Genomic DNA, 12,949 nt, shown 5'->3' with positions numbered 1-12,949 from the left:
ACTGCGATGCGATGAATTTTCAAACTGAGCTTAATTATGCACAAGGTTATCTCTGCGACCACCAATCCTGCCAAAATTCAGGCAATTCTGCGGGCATTTGAAGAGATTTTCGGGGAAGGATCCTGCCATATTGAACCCGTCGCCGTCGAGAGTGGCGTGCCGGAACAACCTTTCGGAAACCAGGAAACGCGCACTGGCGCACGAAATCGCGTTGATAACGCTCGCCGCCTGCACCCGCAGGCTGATTTCTGGGTCGCCATTGAAGCAGGAATTGACGATGACGCCACCTTTAGTTGGGTGGTGATTGATAACGGCATTCAGCGTGGTGAAGCCCGTTCAGCCACGCTGCCATTGCCTACTGTGATTCTCGACAGAGTCCGTAAAGGTGAAGCACTCGGCCCGGTGATGTCGGACTATACAGGTATTGATGAGATTGGCCGTAAAGAAGGCGCAATCGGCGTTTTTACCGCGGGCAAGCTGACGCGCTCAAGCGTCTATCACCAGGCGGTGATTCTGGCGCTCAGCCCGTTTCATAACGCGGTGTATTTATAGCATTGTGCCGGATGTTCAATCGTAGGCCGGATAAGGCAAAGCCGCATCCGGCGGATCAATTTTTCCCGAGCAACACCTGCTCCAGCCACTGACGCAAATCCACCGGTGCGGATTTGAGGCTGTTCGACCCCCGCGTAATAGTGGCAATCCCCGCTCCGAGCTCGTTTTTAAGCTCACGCTGGCTCATCTCGCCGCGCAGCAGCTCTTCAATGATACGCACACGCGTGCCCAACGCTTCACGCTCATCCGGCGTTAACATCAAATTGAGCAGCGGCAGGTGTAAATCTTGTTCGTAGGCGTGTTTAAGCAGATCGACAAAACGTAACCACTCCTGGTGACGTTGTTCTGCCATCTCTGCTGAATAGGGTGATTGCTGAGTCATAAGATATCGCCATCGTTGCGGGGGAAGCGTGCTTGCTTCCCCCTTTTGTACTCTTTAACGAGTACGATAGCATAACACAATCGACACGATCAGTAACGACGTTGCCATTCTGCGTCGCTCATCAACTCCGGTTTATCGCCGAGGAAATAGCGATAGTACGCATCATAAGCCAGCACATTCTTCACGTAACCACGCGTCTCTGAGAATGGAATACTTTCGACAAACGCCACAGCATCAATGCGGCCAGCGCTATTGCCAAGCCAGGTGCGAACGCGTCCCGGACCGGCGTTATAGGCTGCCGACGCAAAGATGCGGTTATTGCCGAATTGCTGATATACGTACTGCAAATAGCTGGTACCAATGTTGATGTTGGTATCAGGATCCAGTAGCTGGCTCGGACTGCTGTAACCTGGAATCGAGAACATTTTCACCGTATGCGTCGCCGTGCCCGGCATAATCTGCATCAGCCCGCTGGCGCCGACCGGTGATTTCACTTTCGGGTTCCAGGCGCTTTCCTGACGCGCGATCGCCATCGCATAACTTGGCTGAATATCCTTGCCGCTGGTGTAACGGGTAAACAGATCTTTATAGGCCAATGGGAAGCGCTCTTCCAGATGATCCCACAGCTTACCGGCGATCGTCGCCTGAACGCTCAGATCCCACCAGTGATTGTTGAACGCGTAACGTGCCAACTGAGCCTGCTCGGACTTGGTACGGCTGGTAACCAGATTCGCCCATTCACTGCGCGCGGTATTATCCATGTTCCAGTACATTAGCTCGCGTACGCGTGCCATTTCTGGCCCCTGAGTCAGCGCAGAATCAACGTTCGCTGGCGCTTTATCCACTTTCAGCTCGTACTCTTCGCCCAGGCGCTGTGCCGCCACCATCGGATAGAAACCACGCTGCTGCATGAGCTGGTGCAGTATCTCTTTGGCTTCCGCATCACGTCCGCGCTCCAGCAGCAGATCAGCCTGCCAGTAGCGCCACTCGTCTTTTTCTTTTGCTTCCATTGGCAGACGTGCCAGCCACGTATTCAGGCCACGACGATCGCCGGTTCCCAGCGCCATGCGCACGCGACGCTCCACAAGCGAGGTGGAATTGGAGCGCATAATCGCATCATCACGCCATTTGGCCTGCTCGTCGGTGACGTCATTGCCCATCAGACGCCAGGCAACAATATCGCGTAGCTCCTGGGTTTGCTCGTCATTAAGCTGTTGCGCCTGTACCAGGGACGGGATCATCAGGCGGGCGTTTTCCACATCCTGACGCGCCACGCTGGCAAAGGCGACCGCCGCCATCTGTCGGGTGAAATCCGTGGCACCAGTGGTGCGAGCAAAAGTCATCACCGAATTCGGATCGTTGGCCAGCGAGATGATCGCAGAGGCAATGGTTTGGTATTGTGCGGGCATCTGTCCGGCCAGCGCCGTCACCAGACCGGTATTCCCGGCTTTCATCGCCAGACGAATACGCTCCAGATACGCCAGCGGATCCTGAGTGCCTGAGGCGCGCCATACGCCAAATAATTTGTCACAGGCGTTCGGCTGACTTTTCCCGGTCAACCACAGCTCTTTCGCGCCCTGCCAGGCTTCTTCGGTTTGCCCGGTACTCCATTTCGCGAAGTAATAGTTACATTGCGCTTCCGTGGTACCCGGTTTTTCCGGGCTAAACGCCAGCAGTCCACGCCAGTCTTCGCGGCGCGCCAGTTCATTCACAAAACGCGATTGCAGAGTACGCGCCGGGGGCAGCGTCGGGTTGGCGCGCACAAAATTGGTGACGGTAATGGTCGGCTGATTCATCAGATCGTCAGTGATCTGACGATATTCCAGATAGGGATACAGAGGATAGTTCTTCAGGCCGGGCATCATCTGCTCTACGACATCCATCTGTCGGTTATCCCAGGCCTGCTTAATTTGCGCATAGCGATTGCGCTGCTCATCCAGGGAATCGGCTCGCGCCACTTGACTGACCGTCAGCAGACATACGCTGGCCGCCAGCAGGCGCCAGGTAAATTGTTTGGCTTTGTCCACAAGCTCTTCCTCTTGTCATGTTACGTCTGTGCAGCATCATGCCGCTTAATTAATTCATGCTAACCAGACATTGCAGAATGCGCCACGTCACGGACACTTTTTTACTTTTGTTGCGAGTGGGATCTGCTGGCTGGGATTGGGCAATGAAAAAGGCTACACTTCGCCTTTGATAACTATTCATCATCACGATAAACATAGAGGCGAGTCCAACGTGGCCCAATTCGTTTATACCATGCATCGTGTCGGCAAGGTCGTTCCGCCGAAACGTCATATTCTTAAAAACATCTCACTGAGCTTCTTCCCTGGCGCCAAAATCGGTGTTCTCGGTCTGAACGGTGCGGGTAAATCTACCCTGCTGCGCATCATGGCCGGTATTGATACCGATATCGAAGGTGAAGCTCGCCCACAGCCAGGCATTAAAATCGGTTACCTGCCGCAGGAACCAAAACTGAACCCGGAACATACCGTTCGTGAATCCGTTGAAGAAGCGGTTGCCGAAGTGGTTAGTGCACTGAAAGGTCTGGATGAAGTTTACGCCAAGTACGCCGAGCCGGACGCCGACTTCGATAAACTGGCCGCACAACAGGGCAAGTTTGAAGAAATTATCCAGGCGCACGACGGCCATAACCTGAACGTGCAGCTTGAGCGTGCCGCTGACGCCCTGCGTCTGCCGGACTGGGACGCTAAAATTGAGAATCTCTCCGGTGGTGAACGCCGCCGCGTCGCGTTGTGCCGCCTGCTGCTGGAAAAACCAGACATGCTGCTGCTCGACGAACCGACCAACCACCTGGATGCGGAATCCGTCGCGTGGCTGGAACGCTTCCTGCACGACTTCGAAGGCACCGTAGTGGCGATTACCCACGACCGTTACTTCCTCGACAACGTTGCGGGCTGGATCCTGGAGCTGGACCGTGGTGAAGGTATTCCGTGGGAAGGTAACTACTCTTCCTGGCTGGAGCAGAAAGATCAGCGTCTGGCCCAAGAAGCCTCTCAGGAAGCGGCTCGCCGTAAATCCATTGAGAAAGAGCTGGAGTGGGTACGTCAGGGCGCTAAAGGCCGTCAGTCTAAGGGTAAAGCCCGTCTGGCACGCTTTGAAGAGCTGAACAACACCGAATACCAGAAACGTAACGAAACCAACGAACTGTTTATTCCACCTGGAGCACGTCTGGGCGATAAAGTCGTTGAAGTCACCAATCTGCGTAAATCCTACGGCGATCGCGTTCTGATCGACGATCTGAGTTTCTCCGTACCGAAAGGCGCAATTGTCGGCATCATCGGTCCGAACGGCGCGGGTAAATCTACCCTGTTCCGTATGATGTCCGGTCAGGAACAGCCTGACAGCGGCACCATCACGCTGGGTGAAACCGTCAAACTGGCCTCCGTTGACCAGTTCCGTGACGCCATGGACAACAGCAAAACCGTGTGGGAAGAAGTTTCCGGCGGGCTGGATATCATGCGAATCGGCAACACCGAGATGCCAAGCCGTGCCTACGTGGGCCGCTTCAACTTCAAAGGTGTGGATCAGGGCAAACGCGTCGGCGAGCTGTCCGGTGGTGAGCGTGGTCGTCTGCACCTGGCGAAGCTGCTGCAGGTTGGCGGCAACATGCTGCTGCTCGATGAACCAACCAACGACCTGGATATCGAAACCCTGCGCGCGCTGGAAAACGCCCTGCTGGAATTCCCGGGCTGCGCGATGGTTATCTCGCACGACCGTTGGTTCCTCGACCGTATCGCCACCCACATTCTGGATTACCAGGATGAAGGTAAGGTTGAGTTCTTCGAAGGTAACTTTACCGAATACGAAGAGTACAAGAAACGTACGCTGGGCGCCGATGCGCTGGAGCCGAAACGTATTAAGTACAAGCGTATTTCTAAGTAATTAGCGTTAAGTGCCGGATGGCGGCGTTACGCCTTATCCGGCCTACGAGGTTAGTGCGACTTGTAGGTCGAATAAGCACAGCGCCATCCTGTCTACGAGGTTAGTGCGACTTGTAGGCCGGATAAGCACAGCGCCATCCTGTCTATGAGGTTAGTGCGACTTGTAGGTCGGATAAGCGCAGCGCATCCGGCATTAAAATCTACCTTTGCTCACCCATTAGTTCTTTCACCAACTCCACGCAGCGCAGGAAGCGGCCGTCGTAGTCAGGCTCCTGAACGTGCACAAAATTGATATTGTTTTCCTGCAGCATCTCGACCAGCAGCGTCTGAAACGCTTTTCTGTCAACTGAGCTTCCAAGGCTGCGTAAGCCATCCGCCACCCATGGGGTGTTGTTTTCCAGCAGGATCACCAGGTCGAAGCGATACTCGTCAATAAGCGCTTGCACAAACGGGTGTTCACGCCCTTCATACTTTTTACAGAAAGCCTGAGTGGTCACGAAATCGGTGTCGATGAATGCCACTTTATTGGCGTATTTAACAGCAAAATCGATGTATTGCGCTTGTCCCAGGGCGATTTTATCGTAGTCAGAATACTGCAACGCCATCTCATCGCCGCCCAAATGGGAGAAGACATAATCACGCCCGTATTCCCACGCACTGGTGGTGTTAAAGATATTGGCGAGCTTATTCACCAGCGTCGATTTACCGCTCGACTCCCCGCCGAGGATCGCCACGGTGCGCACGAAAAACGGCTTCACTTCAGTCGGAATATACTCCCAGTAGCGGAACGGGTTTTCACGGATTTGCCCACCGCTAATGCTCATAAACGTTCGCTTGGGATCCACCAGCACAGTTTCGATCCCCAGATGTTCGAGATACTGCGGGGCATCTGATTCTTCAGAGGTGTAGATCCAGTTTGGCTGGATCCCTTTCTCCTGCATAAACGTTTTGATCCCGTTGCTCCACACGTCCCAGCCGTGCGGATACGGCTCCATGCCTTCTTCGTTGAAGGCATGAATACGGATATTTTTCTGATACTTAAAGGTTTGCAGCAGCCAGCGTAAACGATCGGGCACCGTAGGCTGTTGCGACATGGCACTGTCTTCAAACAGGCTGCGATCGCGCGTGTCGTCATAGCCCATGATGATATGCAGTTCATCGACCTGGCTACAGGCGCGCTGGATAAGATAGATATGGCCGGTGTGCAGCGGATAAAACTTGCCGAATACCACACCGATATTTTTCTGCTGGCGCGGAAACTCCAGACCGAGAAAGCGGTGCAACGCCTCCAGCTTCTGCGCGCTGGGGCTTTTGATTTTGGCATTCAGCAGTTGGCTTAGGTATCCCTTGGTCATGCCACTGGCATCCGCCACCTGTTGCAGGGTACAGCCCTTTTGCTTTATGGCGGTTTTCAGATATTCAAATGACACAAGAGCCTCCTGCTGGAAAAATCGCGTAACACTGCCTGATGGCGCTTCGCTTATCAGGCCTACAAAATCGGTACGTACAGGTATTTGATTATAGGTCGTCAAACACGCTTAACGCATCCGCAAGCTTCTTAACGCCAAAGACCTGCATGCCTTCCGGTACTTTTTTCGGTACGTTAGCGGCAGGGACAATAGCCCGGCGAAAGCCGTGCTTCGCCGCTTCCGAAATACGCTCCTGCCCGCTGGGTACCGGACGGATTTCGCCCGCCAACCCCACTTCGCCAAAGACAACTAAATCCTGTGGCAGCGGTCTGTCACGCAGGCTGGAGACCATTGCCAGCAGCAACGCCAGGTCGGCGCTGGTTTCGGTGACTTTTACGCCGCCGACTACGTTAACAAACACGTCCTGATCCGCCATCTGCAAGCCACCGTGACGATGCAGCACCGCCAGCAGAATCGCCAGACGGTTCTGTTCCAGACCGACCGCCACGCGACGCGGGTTCGCCATCATTGAGTGATCGACCAGCGCCTGAATCTCTACCAGCAGCGGGCGCGTACCTTCCCAGACCACCATCACCGAACTGCCGGAGGTGACCTCATCGCCACGGCTTAAGAAGATAGCGGAAGGGTTGCTGACTTCACGCAGGCCCTGTTCGGTCATGGCAAAGACGCCCAGCTCATTCACCGCACCAAAACGGTTTTTATGGCTACGCAGAGTACGGAAACGAGAATCGGCGTCACCGTCGAGCAGTACCGAACAGTCAATACAGTGCTCCAGCACCTTCGGCCCGGCCAGCGAGCCGTCTTTGGTGACGTGGCCGACCATGACAATCGCCACGCCGCGCGTTTTGGCAAAACGCGTCAGGTAAGCCGCCGTTTCACGCACCTGCGCCACACTGCCCGGCGAAGACTGGATATCCGCCATGTGCATTACCTGAATGGAGTCGATCACCATCAGCTTCGGCTGTTCTTCTTCGGCAATCAGGCAAATTTGTTCGATACTGGTTTCCGACAGCATATTCAGATTCGCTGTCGGCAAGCCAAGCCGGTGCGCTCGCATCGCCACCTGCTGCAGTGACTCTTCACCGGTGACGTACAGAGTTTTCATCTGCTCAGCGAGCTTGCACAGCGTTTGCAGCAGCAGCGTTGATTTCCCCGCGCCGGGGTTACCGCCAATCAGAATAGCGCTGCCGGGTACCACACCGCCGCCCAGTACGCGGTCAAATTCTTTAAATCCAGTGGAAAAACGCGGCAGTTCTTCAAGGCTGATGTCAGACAGCTTCTGCACTTTTGCCACGCCCGCATTCCCGGCATAGCCACTGAGCCGCTCGTTACGCGCCACCGTTGGCGATGCGGCAAGGCGCACCTCGGTAATGGTATTCCAGGCCTGACAGGCGCTGCATTGCCCCTGCCAGCGCGGGTAATCGGCCCCGCATTCATTACAAACAAAGGCGCGTTTTGGAGCTTTGGCCACGTTTTACCTCTTTCGTTAACGCTTTTGCCGGATGGCGCAGGCGCTTATCCGGCCTACGGACACCTTGCCATCGGGCAATTTAATCATTTCTGGTTCATGCTGCCGGAGAGAATGCAGAACACGCCCATCAGGTCAGCGTGGCGGATAGTAATCTCCGTCTTTTCATTCACTTTCGGTTTGGCATGATACGCAATGCCCAACCCTGCGGTTTTGATCATCGGCAGATCGTTAGCACCGTCGCCGATCGCCACCGTCTGCGCCATCGGGATCTCATATTCTTGTGCCAGGCGGGTCAGGGTATTGGCTTTGTACTGGGCATCGACGATATCGCCGATCACGTTGCCGGTAAATTTACCGTCCATGATCTCCAGCTCGTTTGCCACAGCCGCCGTCAGACGCAGTTTATTACGCAGGTAATCGGCAAAGAAGGTAAAGCCGCCAGAGGCAATAGCCACTTTCCAGCCGAGCGTTTCCAGTTTTAACACCAACTGTGTCAGGCCTGGCATCAGCGGTAGCGTTTCGCGCACCTGGTGCAGAATATTGGCATCAGCGCCCTTCAGCGTCGCGACGCGACTACGCAGGCTGGCGGTAAAGTCCAGTTCGCCGCGCATTGCACGTTCCGTGACTTCCGCAACCATCTCACCGGTTCCAGCCAGTTTAGCAATTTCATCAATGCATTCGATCTGGATTGCCGTTGAGTCCATGTCCATCACCAGTAAACCCGGTGTGCGCAGATGCGGAATTTTACCTAGTGGGGCAACATCCAGTTTGGCATCATGCGCCAGTTTTGCCGCGCGCGGCGTTAACGAACCCGCCAGGCGAATCACCTGATAATCCTCGACGCACCAGGCAGCAACAATCACCATCGCCGCGCCCAGTTTGCTCTGGTATTGCGTTAAACGTTGTTTATCCAGCCCACGACCGTACAGCAGCCAGCCACTGCGGCCCGCGTGGTAGTCCAGCGGCATGACTTCATCGCCACTTAAAGAGAGAGGCAGACCTGGCCACAGAGAAACATCTTCAGGTAGATCGCACCAGGTTATGTTAGGCATTAAAGCTCCTGTAAAATCGTTCGGGTCGGAATCATCAGGGGAAAATAACGCATGAGGCTACCCTGTAACCAGCGCTTCTGGCAACATTAAGTCTCAAATTTTCAGCAGGTGGAATATGGCTCGCGCAAAACTGAAATTCCGACTTCATCGTGCAGTGATTGTATTGTTCTGTCTTGCGCTGCTCGTCGCCCTGATGCAGGGCGCATCCTGGTTTAGTCAAAGTCACCAGCAGCAGCGTAATCCGCAGCTCGAAGAGCTGGCCCGTACGCTGGCCCGCCAGGTGGCGCTAAATGTTGCTCCGCTAATGCGTACCGAAACGCCGGATGAAAAACGCATCAAAGCGGTACTCACACAGCTGACGGAAAGTAGCCGTATTCTGGACGCTGGCGTGTACGATGAACAGGGAGACCTGATTACGCGTACCGGCGAGAGCGTCAACGTTCGTGACCGACTGGCGCTCGACGGCAAAAAAGCCGGGGGTTATTTTAACCAGCAGATTGTCGAACCCATTCAGGGGAAAAATGGTCCGCTGGGCTATTTGCGTCTGACGCTGGATACCCACACCCTCGCCACCGAGGCGAAGCAGGTAGATAACACCACCAATATCTTACGCCTGATGCTGCTGCTGGCGCTGGCGATTGGCGTCGTGCTCACCCGTACCTTATTGCAAGGCAAGCGTACCCGCTGGCAGCAATCCCCTTTCCTGCTGACCGCCAACAAACCGGTGCAGGAAGAAGACAACGAGAAAAAAGAGTAAAAGCAGTAAAAACTGTAAAACAGAAGGGAAATCAACCATGACTACACTACGCCTGCTTATCTCAGACTCTTACGATCCGTGGTTTAACCTCGCGGTCGAAGAGTGCATTTTTCGCCAGATGCCCGCCACGCAGCGCGTCCTGTTCTTGTGGCGTAACGCCGATACGGTGGTGATTGGCCGGGCGCAAAACCCGTGGAAAGAGTGTAATACCCGCCGTATGGAGGAAGACAACGTGCGGCTCGCCCGCCGTAGCAGCGGCGGCGGCGCGGTGTTCCATGACTTAGGCAATACCTGCTTTACCTTTATGGCCGGTAAACCGGAATACGACAAAACCATTTCCACCGCGATTGTCCTCAACGCATTGAATTCTCTGGGTGTGACGGCAGATGCCTCCGGGCGTAACGATCTGGTTGTGAAAACGCCAGACGGCGATCGCAAGGTTTCAGGCTCTGCTTATCGGGAAACGAAAGATCGCGGATTCCACCACGGCACGCTGCTGCTAAATGCCGATCTCAGCCGCCTGGCAAATTATCTCAATCCCGACAAAAAGAAACTCGCAGCAAAGGGGATCACCTCTGTCCGCTCACGGGTGGCGAATTTGACGGAGCTGTTACCGGGCATCACCCATGAACAGGTCTGTCAGGCCATCACGGAAGCCTTTTTTGCTCATTATGGCGAACGCGTTGAAGCGGAAGTGATCTCACCAGATAAAACGCCGGACCTGCCAAATTTTGCCGAAACCTTTGCCCGCCAGAGCAGTTGGGAATGGAATTTTGGTCAGGCACCTGCTTTCTCGCATCTGCTGGACGAGCGTTTCACCTGGGGTGGCGTTGAGCTGCATTTCGACGTCGAAAAAGGTCATATCACGCGCACACAGGTGTTTACCGACAGTCTCAATCCCGCGCCGTTAGAAGCGCTGGCGGAGCGGCTACAGGGCTGCCAGTATCGCGCCGATGTTTTACAGCAGACTTGCGAAGCGCTGGTTACGGAATATCCGGATCAGGAAAACGAGCTGCGTGAACTGGCGGCGTGGGTGGCGAAGGCCGTGCGTTAAGCGATTAGTGGCGAATTGCCGGATGGCGGCTGCGCCTTATCCGGCCTACAAGACCGCTCCTGTAGGCCTGATAAGCGAATCGCCATCAGGCATTAATAGCGGCATTCCCGTAGGCTCGGTAAGCGCAGCGCCACCGGGCAAAACAACGCTTACTCTTTATCGCCTAGCAGAACGGATTCCAGTGCGATTTTGATCATGTCGTTGAAGGTCGTTTGACGTTCAGCGGCAGTGGTCTGCTCGTGAGTACGGATATGGTCAGACACGGTGCAGATGGTCAGCGCTTTCGCACCAAATTCCGCAGCAACACCGTAGATGCCCGCCGCTTCCATTTCCACGCCAAGCACGCCGTATTTTTCCATCACGTCGAACATTTCACCGTCCGGAGAGTAGAACAGGTCAGCGGAGAACAGGTTGCCCACGCGCGCGTCTACGCCCAGCGCTTTTGCTGCATCAACTGCGTTACGCACCATGTCGAAGTCAGCGATAGCAGCGAAATCATGATCTTTAAAACGGATACGGTTAACTTTGGAATCGGTGCATGCACCCATGCCGATAACCACATCACGCAGTTTAACGTCCATACGCACAGCGCCGCAGGAGCCTACGCGAATGATTTTCTTCACGCCGAAATCGGTGATCAGCTCTTTGGTGTAGATGGAGCAGGACGGGATACCCATACCGTGACCCATAACGGAGATCTTACGGCCTTTGTAAGTACCGGTGAAACCTAACATGCCGCGAACGTTGTTCACTTCACGAACATCTTCGAGGAAAGTTTCAGCAATATGCTTTGCACGCAGCGGGTCGCCCGGCATCAATACGACGTCAGCGAAATCACCCATTTCTGCATTAATATGTGGAGTTGCCATTTTTTGTCCTTATCTTGTTGTTATTGCCTGATGGCGGCTACGCCTATCAGGCCTACAAAACGTATGCAAAACAGTGAAATACCCTAAGGATTTCGCGTTGCAGGAAGGCGACGAATTCGTGAATCCCCGGGAGCATAGATTAGCTATGTGACCGGGGTGAGCGAATGAAGTCAACGCATCTACAGCGCGAAAGACAACGGGTATTACAGCATGTTTTTACCGTAGTCCATCGGTGACGTACCAAAGTAGCTCGCCAGCGTCTGACCGATATCCGCGAAGGTTTCACGGTGGCCCAAAGAACCAGGTTTCACTTTCGGGCCGTAAACCAGTACCGGAATGTGTTCACGGGTGTGGTCAGTGCCGGTCCAGCTCGGGTCACAGCCGTGGTCGGCGGTCAGGATCAGAATGTCATCTTCTCCCACCAGCTCCATCAGCTCAGGCAGACGGCGGTCGAACAGTTCCAGGCCCGCAGCATAACCGGCGATATCGCGACGATGTCCCCAGGAAGAGTCGAAATCAACGAAGTTGGTGAAGACGATGGTCTTATCACCCGCTTCTTTCATCTCTTTGATGGTGGCGTCGAACAGCGCGTCCAGACCGGTGGCTTTCACTTTTTTGGTGATGCCGCAGTTAGCGTAGATATCCGCGATTTTACCGACGGAAACAACATGACCGTCTTTTTCGTCGACCAGTTTCTGCAGCACGGTCGGTGCTGGCGGCTCAACGGCCAGGTCGTGACGGTTACCGGTACGCTGGAAGTTACCGGCTTTATCACCGATAAACGGACGTGCGATAACGCGACCGATGTTGTAACCACCTTCGGTCAGCTCTTCACGTGCGATTTCGCACAACTCGTAGAGTTTATCCAGGCCAAACGTCTCTTCGTGGCAGGCAATCTGGAACACGGAGTCAGCGGAGGTATAGAAAATCGGCTTGCCGGTTTTCATATGCTCTTCACCCAGTTGATCCAGGATCACGGTACCGGAAGAGTGACAGTTGCCGAGGTAGCCCGGCAGGTTGGCACGTTTTACCAGTTTATCCAGCAGTTCTTGCGGGAAGCTGTTTTCATGATCTGAGAAATATCCCCAGTCAAACAGAACCGGGACACCCGCGATTTCCCAGTGGCCAGACGGCGTGTCTTTCCCGGAAGAAAGTTCATGCGCCCATGCGTAGGCACCAATCACTTCCGCGTTACCGTCCATACCAGCAGCAATTTTACCGGTAGAACCTTCGTGAGCTTTCACCAGGCCCAGACGGGTCAGGTTAGGCAGATTCAGTGGACCTTTGCGACCATTGTCAGCTTCACCTTTCGCACAGGCTTCTGCAATGTGTCCCATAGTGTCTGAACCTACGTCGCCAAAGCGATCCGCATCTTCAGTCGCACCAATACCAAAGGAGTCCAGCACCATAATAAATGCACGTTTCATCTTGTTCTCCATACATCTGCGCCGCAAAAAAGCGATCAGATCAGTATACA

11 protein-coding genes are annotated in these 12,949 nt (G+C 54.5%); 4 read left to right on the top strand and 7 right to left on the bottom strand.

Annotated elements, in window-relative coordinates:
* The first annotated feature begins 36 nt into the window (after window positions 1-36).
* Complete coding sequence (gene yjjX / locus OGX86_RS03535) at window positions 37-552, top strand: inosine/xanthosine triphosphatase (RefSeq protein ID WP_008786139.1); 516 nt, start codon at window positions 37-39, stop codon at window positions 550-552.
* A 55-nt stretch (window positions 553-607) separates the two neighbouring features.
* Here the strand turns inward: yjjX and trpR are convergent, their stop codons facing one another.
* Both trpR and sltY read right to left on the bottom strand, forming a co-directional pair.
* Window positions 608-934, bottom strand: a complete 327-nt coding sequence (gene trpR, locus OGX86_RS03530; RefSeq protein ID WP_003837292.1) for a trp operon repressor — start codon at window positions 932-934, stop codon at window positions 608-610.
* Between the two features lie 89 nt (window positions 935-1,023).
* Window positions 1,024-2,961, bottom strand: a complete 1,938-nt coding sequence (sltY, locus tag OGX86_RS03525) for a murein transglycosylase (RefSeq protein WP_128316505.1) — start codon at window positions 2,959-2,961, stop codon at window positions 1,024-1,026.
* A 211-nt stretch (window positions 2,962-3,172) separates the two neighbouring features.
* On the opposite strand from sltY, the gene ettA reads away from it, so the two are divergent.
* Window positions 3,173-4,840, top strand: coding sequence for an energy-dependent translational throttle protein EttA (ettA, locus tag OGX86_RS03520; protein ID WP_003829940.1), 1,668 nt, complete (start codon window positions 3,173-3,175; stop codon window positions 4,838-4,840).
* Window positions 4,841-5,039: 199 nt separating this feature from the next.
* Here the strand turns inward: ettA and nadR are convergent, their stop codons facing one another.
* The 3 genes from nadR to serB all read right to left on the bottom strand — a co-directional run bounded on the left by nadR (window position 5,040) and on the right by serB (window position 8,792).
* On the bottom strand, window positions 5,040-6,269 hold the full coding sequence (gene nadR / locus OGX86_RS03515) for a multifunctional transcriptional regulator/nicotinamide-nucleotide adenylyltransferase/ribosylnicotinamide kinase NadR (protein WP_003829942.1): 1,230 nt from the start codon (window positions 6,267-6,269) through the stop codon (window positions 5,040-5,042).
* 88 nt (window positions 6,270-6,357) lie between these two features.
* The gene (radA, locus tag OGX86_RS03510) at window positions 6,358-7,740 is read right to left on the bottom strand and encodes a DNA repair protein RadA (RefSeq protein WP_003829944.1); all 1,383 of its coding nucleotides are present in this window, start codon (window positions 7,738-7,740) and stop codon (window positions 6,358-6,360) included.
* Window positions 7,741-7,823: 83 nt separating this feature from the next.
* On the bottom strand, window positions 7,824-8,792 hold the full coding sequence (serB, locus tag OGX86_RS03505; protein ID WP_003829946.1) for a phosphoserine phosphatase: 969 nt from the start codon (window positions 8,790-8,792) through the stop codon (window positions 7,824-7,826).
* A 115-nt stretch (window positions 8,793-8,907) separates the two neighbouring features.
* Between serB and OGX86_RS03500 the strand changes: the two genes are divergently transcribed.
* Complete coding sequence (locus OGX86_RS03500; RefSeq protein WP_003829948.1) at window positions 8,908-9,549, top strand: YtjB family periplasmic protein; 642 nt, start codon at window positions 8,908-8,910, stop codon at window positions 9,547-9,549.
* 37 nt (window positions 9,550-9,586) lie between these two features.
* On the top strand, window positions 9,587-10,603 hold the full coding sequence (gene lplA, locus OGX86_RS03495; protein WP_111466146.1) for a lipoate--protein ligase: 1,017 nt from the start codon (window positions 9,587-9,589) through the stop codon (window positions 10,601-10,603).
* Window positions 10,604-10,752: 149 nt separating this feature from the next.
* Here lplA and deoD read toward each other — a convergent pair whose 3' ends face one another.
* Together deoD and deoB are read right to left on the bottom strand one after the other, a co-directional pair.
* Window positions 10,753-11,472, bottom strand: coding sequence for a purine-nucleoside phosphorylase (gene deoD / locus OGX86_RS03490; protein ID WP_000224864.1), 720 nt, complete (start codon window positions 11,470-11,472; stop codon window positions 10,753-10,755).
* A gap of 203 nt (window positions 11,473-11,675) precedes the next feature.
* Complete coding sequence (deoB, locus tag OGX86_RS03485; protein ID WP_003019037.1) at window positions 11,676-12,899, bottom strand: phosphopentomutase; 1,224 nt, start codon at window positions 12,897-12,899, stop codon at window positions 11,676-11,678.
* Window positions 12,900-12,949: the final 50 nt, after the last annotated feature.

This window comes from Citrobacter sp. Cpo040 (genome assembly GCF_030332915.1).
Classification (GTDB): domain Bacteria; phylum Pseudomonadota; class Gammaproteobacteria; order Enterobacterales; family Enterobacteriaceae; genus Citrobacter; species Citrobacter portucalensis.
This window is presented reverse-complemented; position numbering and strand designations above follow the sequence as displayed.

Excerpts from the sequence above, each read along its gene's own strand:
- trpR (WP_003837292.1), bottom strand. The coding sequence starts at position 934 with ATGACTCAGCAATCACCCTATTCAGCAGAGATGGCAGAACAACGTCAC.
- deoD (WP_000224864.1), bottom strand. The coding sequence starts at position 11,472 with ATGGCAACTCCACATATTAATGCAGAAATGGGTGATTTCGCTGACGTC.
- OGX86_RS03500 (WP_003829948.1), top strand. The coding sequence starts at position 8,908 with ATGGCTCGCGCAAAACTGAAATTCCGACTTCATCGTGCAGTGATTGTA.
- serB (WP_003829946.1), bottom strand. The coding sequence starts at position 8,792 with ATGCCTAACATAACCTGGTGCGATCTACCTGAAGATGTTTCTCTGTGG.
- lplA (WP_111466146.1), top strand. The coding sequence starts at position 9,587 with ATGACTACACTACGCCTGCTTATCTCAGACTCTTACGATCCGTGGTTT.
- deoB (WP_003019037.1), bottom strand. The coding sequence starts at position 12,899 with ATGAAACGTGCATTTATTATGGTGCTGGACTCCTTTGGTATTGGTGCG.
- yjjX (WP_008786139.1), top strand. The coding sequence starts at position 37 with ATGCACAAGGTTATCTCTGCGACCACCAATCCTGCCAAAATTCAGGCA.